Annotated in this window: 20 protein-coding genes; 11 read left to right on the top strand and 9 right to left on the bottom strand. The window is 63.9% G+C overall.

What is annotated here, in order from left to right:
• Positions 1–293: 293 nt before the first annotated feature.
• Positions 294–1,130: a CvfB family protein gene (locus THL1_RS08695; protein ID WP_069082894.1), complete on the top strand. Its 837-nt coding sequence runs from the start codon at positions 294–296 to the stop codon at positions 1,128–1,130.
• A 255-nt stretch (positions 1,131–1,385) separates the two neighbouring features.
• Positions 1,386–1,646, top strand: coding sequence for a DUF3509 domain-containing protein (locus THL1_RS08700; protein ID WP_069082895.1), 261 nt, complete (start codon positions 1,386–1,388; stop codon positions 1,644–1,646).
• Between the two features lie 75 nt (positions 1,647–1,721).
• Here THL1_RS08700 and THL1_RS08705 read toward each other — a convergent pair whose 3' ends face one another.
• Positions 1,722–2,045, bottom strand: a complete 324-nt coding sequence (locus tag THL1_RS08705; protein ID WP_069082896.1) for a hypothetical protein — start codon at positions 2,043–2,045, stop codon at positions 1,722–1,724.
• A gap of 285 nt (positions 2,046–2,330) precedes the next feature.
• Here THL1_RS08705 and THL1_RS08710 point away from each other — a divergent pair, with 285 nt between their 5' ends.
• The gene (locus THL1_RS08710) at positions 2,331–3,245 is read left to right on the top strand and encodes a c-type cytochrome domain-containing protein (RefSeq protein WP_069082897.1); all 915 of its coding nucleotides are present in this window, start codon (positions 2,331–2,333) and stop codon (positions 3,243–3,245) included.
• Positions 3,246–3,252: 7 nt separating this feature from the next.
• On the opposite strand, the gene THL1_RS08715 is transcribed toward THL1_RS08710, so the two are convergent.
• Entirely contained in the window at positions 3,253–4,188 is a 936-nt protein-coding gene (locus THL1_RS08715) for a DMT family transporter (protein ID WP_069082898.1), read from the bottom strand.
• 125 nt (positions 4,189–4,313) lie between these two features.
• Here THL1_RS08715 and THL1_RS08720 point away from each other — a divergent pair, with 125 nt between their 5' ends.
• Positions 4,314–5,252: a LysR substrate-binding domain-containing protein gene (locus tag THL1_RS08720; protein ID WP_069082899.1), complete on the top strand. Its 939-nt coding sequence runs from the start codon at positions 4,314–4,316 to the stop codon at positions 5,250–5,252.
• Between the two features lie 36 nt (positions 5,253–5,288).
• On the opposite strand, the gene THL1_RS08725 is transcribed toward THL1_RS08720, so the two are convergent.
• The 3 genes from THL1_RS08725 to THL1_RS08735 all read right to left on the bottom strand — a co-directional run bounded on the left by THL1_RS08725 (position 5,289) and on the right by THL1_RS08735 (position 6,514).
• Entirely contained in the window at positions 5,289–5,843 is a 555-nt protein-coding gene (locus THL1_RS08725) for an NAD/FAD-utilizing enzyme apparently involved in cell division (RefSeq protein WP_069082900.1), read from the bottom strand.
• 189 nt (positions 5,844–6,032) lie between these two features.
• Positions 6,033–6,212: a hypothetical protein gene (locus tag THL1_RS08730; RefSeq protein WP_069082901.1), complete on the bottom strand. Its 180-nt coding sequence runs from the start codon at positions 6,210–6,212 to the stop codon at positions 6,033–6,035.
• A 92-nt stretch (positions 6,213–6,304) separates the two neighbouring features.
• A complete protein-coding gene (locus tag THL1_RS08735; protein WP_069082902.1) occupies positions 6,305–6,514 on the bottom strand; it encodes a cold-shock protein in 210 nt (69 codons plus the stop codon).
• Between the two features lie 565 nt (positions 6,515–7,079).
• Here THL1_RS08735 and THL1_RS08740 point away from each other — a divergent pair.
• Both THL1_RS08740 and THL1_RS08745 read left to right on the top strand, forming a co-directional pair.
• On the top strand, positions 7,080–7,838 hold the full coding sequence (locus tag THL1_RS08740) for an SDR family NAD(P)-dependent oxidoreductase (RefSeq protein ID WP_069082903.1): 759 nt from the start codon (positions 7,080–7,082) through the stop codon (positions 7,836–7,838).
• A gap of 222 nt (positions 7,839–8,060) precedes the next feature.
• On the top strand, positions 8,061–8,933 hold the full coding sequence (locus THL1_RS08745) for a universal stress protein (protein ID WP_069082904.1): 873 nt from the start codon (positions 8,061–8,063) through the stop codon (positions 8,931–8,933).
• A gap of 285 nt (positions 8,934–9,218) precedes the next feature.
• On the opposite strand, the gene THL1_RS30980 is transcribed toward THL1_RS08745, so the two are convergent.
• Positions 9,219–9,350, bottom strand: coding sequence for a hypothetical protein (locus tag THL1_RS30980; protein WP_257785019.1), 132 nt, complete (start codon positions 9,348–9,350; stop codon positions 9,219–9,221).
• Between the two features lie 250 nt (positions 9,351–9,600).
• On the opposite strand from THL1_RS30980, the gene THL1_RS08750 reads away from it, so the two are divergent.
• The 3 genes from THL1_RS08750 (at position 9,601) to THL1_RS08760 (ending at position 12,819) form a co-directional block, all read left to right on the top strand.
• Positions 9,601–10,368, top strand: a complete 768-nt coding sequence (locus tag THL1_RS08750) for a PP2C family protein-serine/threonine phosphatase (RefSeq protein ID WP_069082905.1) — start codon at positions 9,601–9,603, stop codon at positions 10,366–10,368.
• Positions 10,369–10,372: 4 nt separating this feature from the next.
• Positions 10,373–11,902 (top strand): serine/threonine-protein kinase, encoded by a 1,530-nt coding sequence (locus THL1_RS08755; protein WP_069082906.1) that lies wholly within the window; start codon positions 10,373–10,375, stop codon positions 11,900–11,902.
• A gap of 74 nt (positions 11,903–11,976) precedes the next feature.
• The gene (locus tag THL1_RS08760) at positions 11,977–12,819 is read left to right on the top strand and encodes an FHA domain-containing protein (RefSeq protein ID WP_069082907.1); all 843 of its coding nucleotides are present in this window, start codon (positions 11,977–11,979) and stop codon (positions 12,817–12,819) included.
• Between the two features lie 45 nt (positions 12,820–12,864).
• Here the strand turns inward: THL1_RS08760 and THL1_RS08765 are convergent, their stop codons facing one another.
• Positions 12,865–13,455: an NAD(P)H-dependent oxidoreductase gene (locus tag THL1_RS08765; protein WP_069082908.1), complete on the bottom strand. Its 591-nt coding sequence runs from the start codon at positions 13,453–13,455 to the stop codon at positions 12,865–12,867.
• 158 nt (positions 13,456–13,613) lie between these two features.
• Here THL1_RS08765 and THL1_RS08770 point away from each other — a divergent pair, with 158 nt between their 5' ends.
• The gene (locus tag THL1_RS08770; protein WP_069082909.1) at positions 13,614–13,928 is read left to right on the top strand and encodes a putative quinol monooxygenase; all 315 of its coding nucleotides are present in this window, start codon (positions 13,614–13,616) and stop codon (positions 13,926–13,928) included.
• On the opposite strand, the gene THL1_RS08775 is transcribed toward THL1_RS08770, so the two are convergent.
• Complete coding sequence (locus tag THL1_RS08775; RefSeq protein ID WP_069082910.1) at positions 13,925–14,689, bottom strand: alpha/beta hydrolase; 765 nt, start codon at positions 14,687–14,689, stop codon at positions 13,925–13,927. The genes THL1_RS08770 and THL1_RS08775 overlap by 4 nt on opposite strands.
• 158 nt (positions 14,690–14,847) lie before the next feature.
• On the opposite strand from THL1_RS08775, the gene THL1_RS08780 reads away from it, so the two are divergent.
• Positions 14,848–15,171: a carboxymuconolactone decarboxylase family protein gene (locus THL1_RS08780; RefSeq protein ID WP_069082911.1), complete on the top strand. Its 324-nt coding sequence runs from the start codon at positions 14,848–14,850 to the stop codon at positions 15,169–15,171.
• Positions 15,172–15,230: 59 nt separating this feature from the next.
• Here the strand turns inward: THL1_RS08780 and THL1_RS08785 are convergent, their stop codons facing one another.
• On the bottom strand, positions 15,231–17,087 hold the full coding sequence (locus THL1_RS08785; RefSeq protein WP_069082912.1) for an ABCB family ABC transporter ATP-binding protein/permease: 1,857 nt from the start codon (positions 17,085–17,087) through the stop codon (positions 15,231–15,233).
• Between the last annotated feature and the right edge of the window lie 200 nt (positions 17,088–17,287).

Here is a 17,287-nt window from a genome sequence, read left to right on the forward strand (position 1 = left end):
CCGGAATGCACGGAGGTCGTGGTTTCGGCGACATGATTCTGAAACATCGTTGTGCTAGCGACCAGTAGACAGTTTTGCAGAATGAAAATTCAGGCAGGTTCTTGCGACCTGTCTGGCGATGAAAGGACAGAATCTCAGGACGGGAAACGTGCCAGGCGCTGTCGGTGGCTCTCGAAGCCCGACAGGCGAATACGCCGGGGTTGAGCTTGGCTGCCGTGCTGCCAGTCCACTCGATTCACCCAGCGTCCCGGTCAGCGAGTAGAATGCCGCCTCGACATTCAGAGGTAGCGAAGATGGCACTAATCGGGCGTTTCAATTCACTTCAGGTGGCCAAGCACACGGACTTCGGCCTGTACCTGGACGGCGGCCCGGACGGCGAGATCCTCTTGCCCAAGCGTTACGTGCCCAAGGACGAACCGACCGACGTGGGCGATTGGCTGAATGTCTTCCTCTATCTCGACAGCGAAGATCGTCCGGTAGCTACCATGCTGAAGCCCAAGGTGCAGGTCGGCGGCTTTGCCAGCCTCAAGGTCGTGGAGATCAACCGGGTCGGCCTGTTCCTCGACTGGGGGCTGCCCAAGGACCTCCTGTTGCCGCATTCGGAAGAGAAGCGTCCGCTGCAGGTGGGTGACTATTGCGTGGTGTACGTCTACCTCGACAAGCGCACTCGCCGCATCACCGCCACCGCGCGCCTGGATCGCTACCTGGACGCCACTCCACCGCGCTACAAGACTGGCCAGGCGGTCGATCTGCTGGTGGCGGATCAGACCGACCTTGGTTTCAAGGCCATCATCGACGGGCAGCACTGGGGCCTTATCCACAAGAACGAGATGTTCAAGTTCCTGCGTAGCGGTATGCGTGAGCAGGGCTACATCAAGGAAATCCGTCCGGACGGCAAGATCAGCCTGAGCCTGCAGCCGGTGGGTGTGGAGGCGGTCAGTGGCCTTGGCGAGCAGATCATCGCCGCGCTGCGCGCGGAGGGCGGCATGCTGAAGTTGTCGGACAAGAGTCCGCCGGAACTCATCAGCCAGCGCTTTGGTGTCAGCAAGGGCACCTTCAAGAAGGCGATCGGCGGCCTCTACAAGCAGGGCCTGATCCGCATCGACGACGACCGCATAGAGCTGGTCTGATCCGCCCTTAGGTCGCGCCCTGCGCGACCTTGAATACAAAGCCCCCGGTCCGGAGCCTGCTCCTGCCGGGGGCTTTGCATTTCATCGGTCTTGCAAATTGCACGCTGCAAATGCCTCAAATCGTGCGCAATGCATGGCAAAAGTTGTTTAAAAATTTTGCAAACGACTGATTTATTTGGCGTTTCCGTTGTCATAGGGGTGGCATGCACGCTGCAGATGGGGTGCAGGAGCAATCAATTTTCTGGGAGAGAAGACATGGATCTGGATTTTGACAAACTGATCAGCGCCTTTCCGGAATACGAGTTGAGCACCAAGGCTCGGCCGGACGGTGGCTTTGTGCTGACACTGGAGCGCGAGGGGAAATTTTTCCAGCGCGTGGTGGCGGCTTCGGTACAGCTGGATTGGCTGATCAGCACGCTCAGGCGCGACCTGGCGCTGGAGCATGGGGAGGTTCCGCCGGTGGATTCGCTCAAGGTGCTTCACCGCAGGCCCTTGCCGCGCTATCTGCGGGCCTGACGGCTTCCAGGCCCCGATACGCAGTGGATAGTGGCCGCGACAGGACAGGACAGCTGCGGCCAGCTGTTTAAAGACTCAGGTCTCAATCCCGGAGGGTGGCAGCATGGCGTCCTCTTTCTTGCCCTTATCCTTGTTCGAAGGCGCGCGCGGCGGCTCCTCGCGGGCTTCTTCCTCTTTCTGCTCTCCGAGCAGTTCCTTGGCCGAAGCCTGGACTTCGTCCACTTGTTTGTTCAGTTCATTGACCGCTTCGCCAATGGCTTCCCGGACGATTTCCTGAGCGGCCGCCTCGGCTTTCTCCGCCAGTTTGTTGGCCGACTCCTCGGCCAGGTCGCAGCCAGCAAGGCTGGCCATCAGGCCGGCACCGAGCAGCAGGGCGGTGAGGCGGGGGACAGGTTTCATTCAGTAATTCTCCGGTTGCAACACGCGGCCGCCATCATTGCCTACGGCAGGCTCTGAGGAAACACGTCAGATTGGTGATTCTGTATACGGACGTTTCCGACATCCCGCGCACAGGAAAGCCCCGGGGTCCACAGCGGCGACTGAACAGAGCCCGGGGCTTGGGGCCGGCACTCGCCGGCCTCGAATAGACTGACCGACGGATCGGGGCGGGGTTCCGCGAATCTGCGCTTTACTGGCCCCTTCACTAGTCTTAGCCGGACAAGCCTGGCGGAAGGCAGACGTGAAATGGGCGAGCGGCTGGCGCGGATCATCCTCTGTTCGTGGTTCCTGGCGCAGGGGCCTGCGTTGGCCCAGACGGTGAGCTACGACGACATCCAGCCCATCCTCCAGGTGCGCTGCGTGATGTGCCACGCGGGTGAGGCGGCGCCGCTGGGCCTCAGGTTGACGAGTCTGGATGAACTGCTCAAGGGCAGTGTGAGCCGCCCCGTGGTCAACAGTGGCGACCCGGCGGGCAGCGAGCTGATCCGGCGCCTGAAGGGGCAGAGCCAGCCACGCATGCCCATGACCGGGCCGCCTTTTCTCAGCGATGCCGAGATCGGCGTGTTCGAACAATGGATCGCCGGTGGGTTGCAGCCGGGTAGCCGGCCGCCCTCGGTCATGGTTGAGTCCGCGCCGCTGCAGCGCCCTCCGGCAGGCCAGCCGCTCACTTACAACCATGTGGCACCGATATTTGCCAGTCGCTGCGTCAAATGCCATTCCACCAACGGCCTGATGGGGTCGGCTCCGGAAGGCCTCTTGCTCAGCTCGTACGCGGCTATTCTCGATCGCCACGAACGGGTGCGCGTGGTGCCCGGCGCTTCCGCTGCCAGCGAGTTGGTGCGACGTATTCGCGGCCAGTCGCTGCCACAGATGCCCTACGACGGCCCGCCTTTTCTCAGCGACGAGGAAATCCAGTTGATCATCGACTGGATCGACCAGGGCGCCCGCGACGCCAATGGTCAGCCCGCACCCAGCCCAGTGGGTTCGCGGGTGCGCCTGCAGGGCAGATTGGGAGAGGGCTGGACTCTGGATTCAGTGCCGCTGGTGCTCGGGCCGGGCAGCCGCATCGACAAGTCGCCAGGGGTGGGCGACTTCGTGGAAGTGCGTGGACGCTGGAGTCAGGACGGGCGGGTGCTGGTGGAGCGCATCCGCCGTCGCTGATGGGGAGTCAGACTTGCGATGGCGCCAGGACCTTGCGTTGCTGGCGCCCGCGCAACAGCTCTGCGCCACTGACCAGCACGATGCCACCGAGTACCAGGGCGGCGCCGACGGTGAACGACAGGTCGATCTGTTCGCCCAGTACCAGCACGCCGAAGGACACGCCAAACAGCGGGGTCATGAAGGACAGCACGGACAGGCGCGAGGCCAGGTAGCGGCGTAGCAGCCAGAACCACGCCAGATAGCTCATCAGTGCAATCACGACCACCTGGAAGCTGAGGCTGATGAGGGCGCGCTGGGTCAACTGCATATCGGTCTTGCCCGTGCTCAGTGCCACCCCTGTTAGCACAAGCGCTGCACCGAACAGTTGGTAGAACAGCGTCTTCACCGGATTGGCTTCGGACAGCGACGAACCACGGATCACCAATGTCGTGGCGCCCCAGGCCACGGCGCCTAGCAGCGCGTAGGTATCGCCCAGCAGGACGTTGCCGGACGCACCGGAAGGCTGGCCGAGGAACGCCGTGGCGATGCCGCCGAAGGCCACCAGCACGCCTAGCCATTGCACGGGCGACAGGCGTTCTTCGGGCAGCATCAGGTGCAGGCCGAGGGCCGCGAACATGGGCGCGGTGTAAAGGAACACCGACAGGTGCGAGGCGCTGGTGTGGTTCAGCCCCTCGCCGATGAACAGGAACTCCAGCGCAAAGAGCACGCCGACGGCGATCCCGGGCAACAGGGTTCCGTCGGTGAAGGCGCTGCGGCCCTCCTTCCACAGGACCAGGGCGCCGAGTACAAGCGCTGCGCCTCCGGAGCGGATGGCCAGCTGCAGGATGGAGGGGACGTCGTCCAGCGTCAGCTTGATCGCCACCTGCTGGAAGCCCCAGCAGATACAGAGGACGAACATCAGGCCGCAGGCGAACCAGTCCAGGGGGAGGCGGGAGGGTTTCATCGTTCAACTCGCAAGGCAGGGGGCGGTAGAGGCCGCCAATGGCAGGCAGGATCGGTCTTCTGGCGTCTTGCATTCAAACGATGATTTGTCATGATGCTTTGACTTGAACTCAAAGCGAAGCTGTCATGCGCCTCCCTTCACTCATCGCCTTGCGGACCTTCGAGGTTGCCGCCCGCAGTCGCAACTTCACCGAAGCCGCCCAGGAGCTCTCGGTGACGCCTGGCGCGGTAAGCCGGCAGATTCGCCTGCTCGAAGGGGAGTTGGGGGTCAGCCTGTTCGACCGTACCCGCAATACCGTCAGTCTCAACGAGAATGGTCGACGCCTGGCGGCTACAGTGGCCCAGGCCTTCGAGTTGCTGACCCGTGGCGCCGACGAGTTGCGTGGCCAGGACGAGGGGCCCATCCACATTACCTGCGCGCCCTCCATTGCCAGCCACTGGCTGATGCGCCGCCTCAACCTGTTCGCCGCTTCCAACCCCGACATCACCCTGAGCCTGGAGGCCACCGAACAGCTCGTCGACCTGGAGCGCGGCGAGGCGACCCTGGCCATTCGTTTCACCACCACCGATGCGCCCCTGCCTGCCAGCGAGCTGCTATTCCTCGAAGAATTTTTCCCGGTCTGCAGCCCGGCGTACCTGGATCAGTTCGGCCCTGTGCGCGACCCGCGGGACATGCTTGGCGCACGGTTGATCCACACCCACTGGAAGAACACCGCCAACCTGCACCTGCCGAGCTGGGAGGACTGGTTCGCTACCTACGTGGGGAAGCCGGGCCCGGTGAAGGGCGGCATGCGCTTTGGCCTGATCGGCCACGCCATCCAGGGCGCCGTGAGTGGCCAGGGGTTTGCTCTCGGTTCTACCGCCCTGGCATGTGACGACATTGCCAACGGCCGGCTGGTTCTGCCCTTTGGTGAGCGTTGTCGCCTGCCCACGCCCTGGGCTTATCGTCTGGCCTGGAGTCGTCGTTCGCCACCGGCGGAGAAGGTGCGCCGGCTGATTGACTGGTTGCTGGCCGAAGCGCGCGCCAGTGCTGCGCCGGAGAACTGTCCGGCCGGCGAGCACTGAAGCGACGGATATCGCACCCGCCGCCCCGCAGGGGAATTACATCATTTTGCGCAGTTGATGCAGGCGGTGTTGCAGGCCTTCCGCCCAGGCCGGTGCAGCCTGTCCGGTGCCGGCCATCCGGAGCATCGGGTGGTGGCTGACCACGCGGGCGAGTATGGCTTCCTGGGCCGGTTTCACGTCGACGAAGAACACGTGCTTGCCGGCGTCCAGGGTGGGCTGGAAGCGTTTGACCACCGCACTGGGTGTCTGTATGCCGAACAGGCTGCCTTCCCAGACGCTGAATCCGAACAGCGCGATGGCGAGGAATATGAAGGGAATCCACCCGGCTGCCGTGCCGGTCCAGCCGCTGAACCAGGCCACCAGCATCACCAGGGCAGCCAGGGTCAGGCCGATGCCTACGCCGATCAGGCCGGAGTGCACCATGTCGCGCTTCATGACGGAGGACACATCGTGCAGGTGGTGATGCTCGACGTCGGCGTCGCGTTCACTGAGCACGTGGATCTGCTCGTGGTCGATGCCTTGGGCTTCGAGCTCGCTTTCGACCCGTTCCAGGTCGTTGAGGTTGTCGCTGATGTAGTAGTGCCGCTGCATGGGACACCTCCCATCTGGCTGCCACCGGACCCCCGCCCGGCATTTACCCCCGTTTCCGGCCGCTGCGGGCCTGCGTGGAAGTTTAGCGCGATGAGATTAGGCGCAAACGGCAGCCGCCCACCGGCAGGGCAGGGCGGCGGCGCCCGGCGGCGGGACGTTTTCCCGCCGGCCCACAGGCGCCTGGAGGCCTTACTTGTTGCCGATGCGGATATGGCGGCTCGGTGCCACCTGGGCGCTGACGCCCTTGGCGATCTCCTGGATCTCGCCACCCTGCTTCAGGAAGGCGGCGATCTGGGCTTCCAGAGCTTCGCTGTTGGTGGTGGCTGCTGGTGCCTTGGGGGTGCTGCTGTGGGAGGTCTTGATGCGCATATCGCTTTCTCTGTACGTAATGGCCAGTGGGCGGCCATTCAAACTACGGAAAAAAAAACCGGCCCGAAGGCCGGTTCTTTTTCGGCTCGTGCTTACAGCACTTGCACTTCGTCGGCTTGCAGGCCTTTCTGGCCCTGCACAGCGATGAAGGAGACCTTCTGGCCTTCCTTCAGGCTTTTGAAGCCGGCGCTTTGGATAGAACGGTAGTGAACGAACAGATCCGGGCCGTTATCGGTGGTAATGAAGCCGAAGCCTTTTTCATCGTTGAACCACTTGACGGTGCCGGTTTGGCGCTCGGACATTGGAATGTCTCCTAAAAACTGAGTTATAGCTGGGCTGGATCATTCCAGCCTGTCACTGAGTGCAGAAGGTCGGCAACCGATGAAGAAGGGACCGCTAAAGTACAGACCGTTTCCCGGTGACACATGCATCACAGCGTCCGACACAATACCTGTGCTTTCGAGGATTTCCTAACCTTTTATTTGCCGGCCGTCTGATCAGCGCGTCGGGTAAAGGGGCGAATTCGTTGGCCAAGGGCCGTAGGAGCGAGCTCTGCTCGCGAAGAGCCCGAGCACGACGTTCCCAGGGAGCGCCGGGCGGCGCTCCGCTTTAGCCCACGCAGAACGGCCGCAACCGTTGCATCTATGTGTCCTGGCTCCTGGGGGGCTGCCGGCGGCCTGGGTAAAACTTGACAGTTCGCAGACCCGTACGAAGGTTTTCAGTAGCTCCCGCTTGTTCATCCGTGTGGTGCCTCCCTGCGGATTGTTCGCGATGGTCGATCAGTGCGTCCGATAGCAGAATGTTTATTGGCCTCACTCCGGACAATGAGCTCCTCTCCATTTCCCACCTGTCACCAGGAGCACAGCAATGACCCGCAAGATCGCTCTCATTACCGGCGCCAGCCGTGGCCTCGGCAAAAGCATGGCGCAGCACCTGGCAGCCCAGGGCATCGATATCATCGGTACCTACCACAGCAAACTGGAGGACGCCGAATCCCTCAGCCGCGAAATCATGGACCTTGGTGGTCACGCCGCCATGCTTCAGCTCGACGTGAGCAAGAGCGCCACCTTCGACACCTTCACCGCGAGCCTCGGCCGCCTGCTGAAAAACGAGTTCGGTCGCGACAATTTCGACTTCCTGGTGAACAACGCGGGCATTGGCATCCACGCCAGCTTTGCCGAAACCACCGAAGAACAGTTCGACCAACTGGTGAATGTCCAGCTCAAGGGGCCGTTCTTCCTGACGCAGAAACTGCTGCCGTTGATCGCTGATGGTGGGCGCATTCTCAATATCTCCACCGGCCTCGCGCGCTTCGCCCTGCCGGGTTATGCCGCCTACGCGGCAATGAAGGGCGGCATCGAAGTGCTGACGCGCTACCAGGCCAAGGAACTGGGCGCCCGTGGCATTTCGGTGAACGTGCTGGCGCCGGGCGCTATCGAGACCGATTTCGGCGGTGGTGTGGTACGCGACAACGCCCAGGTCAATGCCTTCATCGCCGGCAACACTGCCCTCGGCCGCGTCGGCCTGCCGGAAGACATTGGCGCTGCCGTGGCCATGCTGCTCTCCGATGCGGGCCGCTGGATCAATGGCCAGCGGGTGGAAGCCTCGGGCGGTATGTTCCTCTGAAGTCGTCCCGGCAAGGGCAGGGCGATGCAGCGCGCCCTTATACCTCCAGGGCCAGTCTTAATAACCAAACAGGCTTGGCCCTGCGATGACCTGCCTTGCCCGACCGGGCAGGGAGGCCATACTCCAATCCCCTGAAAACGCTGGCACCCGGATGCCGGGTGCGGCAACGAAGCCAGAGAGGTCAGCCTGCAATCGCGTTGCATGAACAGGAGGACGATTGCCATGCACTCGATAACGAAGATCCTCGTCGCTGTTCCACCCACTCTCGAAAGCCCCGCACTTGAGCGTGGCCGCCAGCTTGCCCTCAAGCTCGACGCCAACCTCCACCTGCTGCTTTGCGATGCCAATGCCGATCCGTCGCGCGTGCTCGACCAGCTCCTGGTCGGTCTGTTGCGCTCGGGTGTGCATGCGCGCGGGGAAGTGGCGCCCGTGGATATTGATCACGCCAGCGCCGCCGTGATGGCCGTCTGTCGTGCTCAGCGTTGCGATCTGATCATCAAGCAGCACAAGCCGGGTGGGCGCCTGAGCCACCTGCTGATGACGCCGGATGATTGGCAACTGCTGCGCCAGGCGCCCACGCCGCTGTTCCTGATCCGCAGTGGCCGTGACTGGGAGGGCGGCACCGTGCTCGCGGGCATGGATGTCGAGCATCAGGATGCGGCGCATGTCACCCTGCAAGGCAGCGTGATGGAACACGCCAGCTTCCTGTGCGGCCTGTTCCGCACCAGCCTGCACGTGGTCAGCGCGTATTCCCCCGCCCTGTTGCCCCAGGCCGACCCGACCCAGACCATCGATCAGGCCGTCGCCAGCCATTGCCAGGACCAGTGCCAGTGGTTCATGCAGGAATACGAACTGCCCCGGCACCGCCTGCACATCGGCGAAGGGCCGGCCAGGACGCTGATCCCGCAGGTCGCTCGCGAGTTCGAAGCGGTGCTGACGGTGCTGGGCACCGTCGGGCGCGAGGGCGTCGCGGGGATGCTGGTCGGCAACACGGCCGAAGCGGTGCTCGACCATCTGGAGGGTGACTTGCTGGTGATCACGCCGATGGCTGCGTCGCGGGAGCAGAGCGAGCCCGCTGGACATCGCGCGGCGTGACGGGCGACGGCTAGGGTCCGTACGAAAAGTCGTCGAGCGAAGATCAGGCAAGGTGCAACGACCGTCGGGAGTAACAGCCGAAGGCTGGCCCGAAGGGCGAGCGCGAGCGAGTCAATCGGCCGAAGAAGCGCAGTTTACGCGTCGTAAATGAGCATTCTGATCGGACTCGCGCACGAGGCCGATTTCAACGCAGCATCACGCGCGAAGCCCGCAGGCACTTTTCGTACAGAACCTAGAAAGTCGACGCCCTCCATTCAAGAGGGCGTCTTCGGTGCGGTTGAGGTCTCACGGATTCGGTGCATGGCTGCCGAGAAGGCCGCCGCCGGATTTCTTGCTGCGCTTGGCCGAGCGTTTTTCCAGGAGGGTCTTTTGCGGCTTTTTCTTCGCCGCGCGTTTTGCATCGAGGCCTTTGCTCATGATGGTTACTCCGCTAGAGGGTGAATGGATCAGCGCATCCCTGCCTTGAAGCGCTCTTTGGCCATTACCACCTCCTGGGCTGCATGAGCCTGCGCATTGAACAACCAATGCAAGAAGCATAGTCGCGTTGCGCGGGGCTGCTTGGTCCGGTAAACCCTCGACTGCTTAACACTTCATGCGCCAGGCGGTGACAGCGTCCGGCCGCCGCCGCATCATGCGGTACCACCGCTGGCCGGCAACAGGAAGCCCGATGCCCGAGATACTGGGATACGCCGCGCAGTCCATCACCGGCTGTGTGCGCTCGCACAACGAAGATTCGCTGCTCTGCGCCCCCGACCTGGGGCTCTGGGCGGTGGCCGACGGCATGGGCGGCCACCAGCGCGGCGAGGTGGCCAGCAGCGTTGCGGTCGCCACCTTGCGGGAAACCGTTGCGCTGGGACAGCGCCTGCCGAACGCGGTGCAGGCCGCGCACAACGCGGTGCTGTCGGCGGCATCAGGCTCCGGCATGGGCACCACCCTGGTGGCGGTGAAATTCGACGGCGCTGCCTTCGACCTGGCCTGGGCGGGCGACAGCCGCGCCTACCGGGTGAGCGCCGACGGCATCAGCCGCCTGAGCCATGACCACAGCCTGGTGCAGGCCCTGGTGGACGCCGGCGAGCTGACTGCGCACGAAGCGCGCAGGCATCCGCAACGCAACGTCGTGACCCAGTGCCTTGGCCAGGCGCACCAGGCACTTGAAGTCGGCTGCGCACAGGGCACACTGGCACCCGGCGAGCTCTTGCTCCTGTGCAGCGACGGCCTCACCGGCGAGCTGGACGATGACCAGATCCAGGCCCAGTGTGCTATCGCCGATACCCTGGAAGACCTGGTGGCCGGGTTGCTGCAGCAGGCCTGCGACGCCGGTGGTCGGGACAACATCTCCTGCATCGTGATCGGCCTGTTGTTGCCGGAAACCACTGCGGCGGCCAGCAGGTCCAATTCGTTCCTGAGCCGGTTGCTCAAAACCCGAAGACTCTGAATCCATGAACGACAATCTTCTCGATATACCCGGCTATCTCGTGCACGGACGCCTGGGCAAAGGCGGGATGGCCGAGGTCTACCTCGCCACCCAGGAGTCCCTCAATCGCAAGGTGGCGGTGAAGGTGCTGGACAGGCTGGACGACGAAGCCTTCACCGAGCGTTTCGTCCGGGAGGCGCGCATACTCGCGTCCCTGCGTCACCCGTCCATCGTCACCATTCACGACATCGACTCGCTGCCCGATGGCCGCCACTACCTGGCCATGGAGTTCCTCTCGGGCGGCGACCTTGGCCGCTACAAGGGCCAGGCACTGGAGCCCCTGGAAGCGCTGCGCATCGTTCGGCAGATCGCCGGTGCCCTGGCGGTGGTGCACGACAAGGGTCTGGTGCACCGTGACATCAAACCGGCCAACATCCTCTTCCGCGACGACGGCACCGCGGTGCTCACCGACTTTGGCATCGCCAAGGACCTGGAACTGGACACCGAGCTGACCCAGTTCAACGTCGCCGTCGGCAGTCCGGCCTACAGCAGCCCGGAGCAGGCCCAGTGCCAGACGCTGGATGCGCGCAGCGACATCTACAGCCTGGGCGTGATCCTACTGGAGTTGCTGACCGGTGATAACCCGTATCGCGGCGCCAGCTACGCGGAAACCGTGCTCAATCACGTGCAGATGGACCCGCCGTTGCTGCGACGCGGCCTGTCCGACTACCAGCACGTGATCGACCGCATGCTGGCCAAGGACCCGGACGAACGCTTCGCCGATTGCCGCGTGCTGCTGGACAGCCTCAATGAGCTGTGCGATCTCGACCTCGACTTCACCCGCATCGCACCCGCCATGCGCGTGGACCGGCCGGCCGAGCAGTCCGTGGCACGTCGCCGGTACCGGGGCCTGCTCTGGGGCCTGGTCGGGTTGATGCTGCTGGTGGTTTCCACGGGTGGCGGCTACTACGTCGTGCTGCGGATGAAAATCGCCGACCTGCTGGAACTGGGGGAGCAGCGCCTGGCCGAAGGCAAGCTGGTGGAACCGGCCGCAGACAACGCCGATTTCTACTTCCATGAGGTGCTGCGCCTGGACAACGACAATGCCAAGGCGGGCGACGGCCTGCAGCGTGTCCTTGCCGCGCGCATCAGCAACATCCTGGCGCTGGCCGAACAGCGCCTGGCAGAAGACAACCTGTTGCAGCCGGAACAGGACAACGCGGTGTTCTATTACCAGCAGGTGCTGACGTTGGCGCCGGGTAACGAGCAGGCCCTGGCGGGACTGGAAAAAGTCGCGCAGCGCTTCGTCGACCACAGCGAAGAGGCCTACCGCCGGCGCGAGTTCGCTCTCGCGCTGGAATACATCGACGCCGGCCTGCAGGTGGCGCCGACGAACCCGACCCTGCTGGAGCTGCGCGCCGTTCACGAGCAGCGGGTGCGCAAGGCCAAGACCAAGGCCGTGCGGGTGGCGGCGAATCGGGCGGCCAAACCTCAGGCGAAGCAGCCAGAGCAGACCAATCCCATCAAGAAGCTGTGGAATCGCCTCTTCAATTAACTGCCAACTCCAGCAAGGTCAGGTTGCAGGCACATGGCTATCATTGTCCCATGCCCTGCCTCCAAGGACCTCGTATGCTCAGGATTCATTTTGCCGATAACCGCCAGGCGCCCATCTGGCTGGTGGACGAGCGCTTCACCATCGGCCAGGACAGTCGCAACAGCCTCGTTCTGGCGGAACCGGAGATCAGTCTGTTCCACGCGGAAATCCGCCAGGAGCACGGTCAGTACTACCTGAGCGACTGCGGCACGCCCGGTGGCACCTTCGTCAATGGCGAACGTATCGGCGCACGCTTCCAGCTGCGTTCCGACGACCGCGTACGGGTTGGCCAGCTCGAACTGCTGCTGGTGGACCCGGCCAAGGCCCGGCCGAAGGCGGAAACCACGGCGCGCTGGTACCTGCAGGTGATCAAGGGGGAGCACGAAGGGCAGAAATACCACGTCACCGGCTCCATGACCTTTGGCCGCTCGGTGAAGTGCGAGCTGTGCTTCAGCGATCAGGAACTGTCGCGCCGGCACTGCGAGTTCTTCCTCAAGGACGACGTGCTGGAGGCCAAGGACCTGGCCTCGGCCAACGGCGTGTTCGTCAACCAGCAGAAAGTCAGCACCGCCGTGCTGCAGCCGGGTGACCAGATCCGTATGGGCACGGTGACCCTGCTGGTCATTGGTCCCAAGGTGGCGGCCCCCCAGGCCGTGGACGAAGATGCCACCCTGTTCATGCCGGTCGTCCAACTGCCCAAGGCCGCCGCGCCACGTCCGGCAGGGCGCCAGCCCGTGGCGAACCCGCTGCGAGCGGCGGCGCAGAAGCAGGCCGCGCCCGCCGAAGCGGCGCGGCAATCGCCGAACAGGCTGCTGATCGGGCTGCTGGTGCTGGTCGTTGCCGCGGCGGCAGCGTTCGCAGGAAAGACGATGCTGTAGGGGCGAATTCATTCGCCAAGGGCCGCGCAGCGGCCCCGTGCGGGCTCACTTCTGAGTGCCAAACACCTTCGCCAGGTGCTCTTCATAGCGCTTCACATCCGCTTCGATGTTCGGGCGCTTCATCACGTCCACGCAGAGGAAGGTGGGCAGGGCGCTCATGCCGAGGAACTCGTTGGCCTTGTGGAAGGGGAAGTACACGGTATCCACGCCCTTGCCCTCGAAGAAGTCGGTCGGGTCGTCGAAGGCCTGCTGCGGAGCGTTCCAGGTCAGCGACAGCATGTACTGCTTGCCCTGGATGAGGCCACCGCTGCCGTACTTCTGCGACGCGTCGGAGCGGGTGCGGCCGTCGTTGGCGTAGAGGCTGCCGTGGCCGGCGGTGAACACCTCGTCCAGGTAGCGCTTCACGGTCCAGGGCGCGCCCATCCACCAGCCGGGCATCTGGTAGATCACCACGTCGGCCCAGAGGAATTTCTGCACCTCTTCGGCAATGTCGTAACCGGCGTCGATCTGGGTTTCCTTGACGTCGAAGCCGGCGCGGTCGAGATGGGCCAGCGCGGCATCGTGCAGGGTGGCGTTGTAGCGGCCGTCGGAGTGGGCGAATTTCTTGCCGCCGTTGAGCAGAAGGATCTTTTTCATGGCAGGTAGTCTCCGTAAGTCGATGTGGCGGCAGACTACCGGTCGCGTCTTCGCGGAAACACCGTCCAGAGCGCAATTGATACTTGCTTGAAAGTCATGAATTGGCGGGTTCGCCTTGCGATAAGGTTGATAAAACAATCGACGCAAGGTTTATCGACATGACCCAGCCCTACGGCTTCATCCTTCATGCGTACACGAAACCCGAGAAAGCCGATGCGTTCGAAGCGCTGTTCCGCGCCTATGTCGAACCCAGCCGGGCGGAGGCGGGTTGCATCGAATACCACATGCTGCGTGATGCACAGGACCCGAGCCTGTTCATCTTCTTCGAGGTCTGGCAGAGCCATGTCCACTTCGAGACGCACTGCGCGCTGCCGCATATGCGCCGCTTCCATGAAAACCGCATGGATTACCTGCGCCGCGATTTCGACATCCGCGAAATCGAGATGCTCAGCCCGTCGTCCGCGGGGCGTTAAAGGCCGCTGCGAATCAGTTCCAGATACTCCGGCCGGCCGCCAATGTCGTTGTGTCCAACACCGGGGATCACCTCCCGCCGTGCTACTCCCGAGCGGAACTGGGCGAAGAGCTTCTCGCTGCTCCAGCGTGGAATCACCTCGTCGCGTTCTGCGACGATCAGCAGGGTGGGGATGCTGATGGCCGGGGCGTAGCGCCAGGACTCGTACGTGTCCTGAAGCATCCAGCGCACCGGGTAGATGGGAAATTGCCGCTGGGCCAGTTCGAGGATGCTGTTGTAAGGCGTGACCAGTACCAGGCGCGCCACCGGGCGCTGGCTGGCCAGGCGAATGGCCACGCCGCTGCCCAGGCTGCGGCCGACCACGGCCACTTCGCCGTGCAGGGCGCTGACCTTGTCGAACAGCTCCAGGGCGTCGTTCTGGATGGCTGCCTCCGAGGGCTTGCCCGTGCTGTCGCCGAAACCCCGGTAGTGCAGCAGGTAGAGGGCGTGGTCGGGAAACGCCTCGCCAAAGTCCGGCAGGCTGCGCGACACATCCTCGGCATTGCCGCCGAAGTAGATCAGCGCCTTGGGGCTGGCGAGCGGCCGCACGGTGACGGCGATCTGCTGGTCCGTCACCGGCAGCATCAGCAGCCGGTCCGGGCCGCCGATTGCGCGGGGCTGCGGGAAGTAGATCAGCGAACGCTGGAAGACGAAGAGCAGCCCGCCCACACCCAGATAGAGCGCAAGGGCTAGCAGGATGACGCCGATCAGGCTGCGGGCCATGGCATCAGCGCTGGCAAATGTGGAGCGGATGGCTGAGCCCGCTGTTGCGGTGAGTCCTGAGCATTGAACGTCTCTCCCAGTGGCGAATCGGGTCCATTCACCATAGTCGAGGCAGGCTTGCCTAAGCTGTAAGGGCATGCCCATGCGAGGTGGCCACAATGGAACGCAAGCACGATCTCGACACCTACAAGCGCTTCAAGAAGCAGCATCCAGCGTACTTTCAGGCGGTGGAAACCCTCGGCGCCGTGGTGCGCCAGGCCGGTCCGCTGGATGAACTCAGCCTGCAACTGATCCAGCTCGCCGCCGCCGCGGCGATTCACTCCGAAGGCGCTGTTCACAGCCACACCCGGCGCGCCCTGGAAGCCGGTGCCACTCCCGAGCACATCCACCACACCCTGCTGGCGCTCACCAGCACCATCGGCTTCCCCACCGTGATGGCCGCCCTGAGTTGGGCGGGAGATGTGCTGGAGCACCGTGAGTAGGCGTTTCGGATGCCCATGTAGGGTGGAAATCCACGAGGTGGATTTCCACCGCAGCGGCCTCAATCCTGCGTGGGCGAGCCCTCTGTTTCGGGCTCCTGTTGCTGAAGCAGCCACATCTGCGCGTAGGTGCCGCCGGCTTCCAGCAGTTCGCGGTGGGTGCCTTTTTCGAGCACGCGGCCGGCGTCGAGCACCAGGATCTGGTCGGCGTCCATCACGGTGGAGAGGCGGTGGGCGATGACCAGGGTGGTGCGGCCGACCTGAATACGGTCCAGTGCGGTCTGGATAGCCTTTTCCGACTTGGAGTCCAGGGCCGAGGTGGCTTCGTCGAAAATCAGGATGGCCGGGTTCTTCAGCAGTGCGCGGGCGATGGCCACGCGCTGCTTCTCGCCGCCGGACAGCTTGAGGCCGCGCTCGCCAACCTGGGTTTCGTAACCGTCCGGCAGGCGCAGGATGAAGTCGTGGATATGCGCGGCGCGGGCGGCGGCTTCCACTTCCTCGCGGCTGGCACCGGGGCGGCCATAGCTGATGTTGTAGTAGATGCTGTCATTGAACAGCACGGTGTCCTGGGGAACGATGCCGATGGCGCCGCGCACCGACGACTGGGTCAACTCGCGCAGGTCGTGGCCGTCGATACGGATATGCCCGGAGTCGATGTCGTAGAAGCGGTACAGCAGGCGGGCGAGGGTGGACTTGCCCGAGCCGGAATGGCCGACCACTGCCACCGTGCCGCCGGGCGGAATCTCGAAGTCGACGCCATGGAGGATTTCCCGGCGCGGGTCGTAGCCGAAGTGCACGTTCTCGAAACGCACGCGGGGACGGGGGGCCTCCAGTGCGACGGCGCCCGAGGCGTCCTGCACATCCTGGCGTTCATCCAGCAGGCCGAACAGGCGTTCCATGTTGGTCAGCGCCTGCTTCACTTCGCGGTACATCATCCCCAGCATGAACAGCGGTGCGGAGAGCTGCAGCAGGTAGGTGTTGACCAGCACCAGGTCGCCAATGGTGAGTTCGCCGGCCACCACGCCGGCCGCGGCACGCCACATCATGGCGGTCACGCCCATGGCGACGATGGCTGTCTGGCCCAGGTTGAGCAGCGCCAGGGACTTGGTGGCCTTGACCCGGGCGTTTTCCAGAAAACGCAGGTTCTCGTCGTAGCGCGCCGCTTCATGGGCCTCGTTGTTGAAGTACTTCACCGTCTCGTAATTGAGCAGCGAATCCACGGCGCGCTCGTTGGCGCGGGTGTCGGCCTCCACCGAGGCGCGGTAGAAGCGGGTACGCCACTCCGTCACGGCGAATGTCCACATGCCATAGGCCAGCAGGGTGCCGAGGGTGATGAAGGCAAAGCCCCAGTCGTACGCCCAGACCAGCACCACCGTCACCAGCAGTACTTCCAGCAGGGTTGGTACGATGGTGTAGAGCGTCCAGTCCAGCAGGTCGGAAATGGCACTGCCGCCGCGCTCCACGTCGCGGGCCACGCCGCCGGTGCGGCGGCCGAGGTGGAACTTCAGGCTCAGGCCGTGCAGGTGCTGGAACACCTTCAGGGTAATCTGCCGCGAGGCCCTGGCCATCACGCGGGCGAAGATCACCTGGCGCAGTTCGGTGAACAGCGTGACGCCGATACGCGAGGCGCCATAGGCCAGCAGCAGGCCCGCCGGCAGGACCACCAGGCTGGGTTCGACGTTGAGCTGGTCGACGATCTGCTTGAGGGCGATCGGCACATAGAGGTTGGCCAGCTTCGCTGCAACGATCAGCCCCAGAGCCAGGGCGATGCGGCCCACATAGGGCCGCAGGTAGGGCAGCAAGGTGGCGATCACGTCGGCGTCACCACGGGAGCCGGTCTTGCGCGCTATGGGCGCTGCGCCGTCGTTCTTGTTACCAGCCGAGTCCTGCGGTGCCGGGTTGTCATCCAGGGCTGCCATTGCCCACCTGCCTTGTCCGGGAAAAGTCTTGTGACATTAACCCACTCCCGGGGCGGGCTGGAATTCCAGGCCCAGGACAACCTGCGACGCTCGGCCGTTCCCGGGCCGCTGGCGCCCGGCCTTGGAGCCAGCGGACATAAGCCAGCGCTCCGTTCTCGCCGAATTGCATAGGCCGGGCGACCAGTTACCTCGCTGTGATA

The organism is Pseudomonas sp. TCU-HL1, from assembly GCF_001708505.1.
Lineage (GTDB): Bacteria > Pseudomonadota > Gammaproteobacteria > Pseudomonadales > Pseudomonadaceae > Metapseudomonas.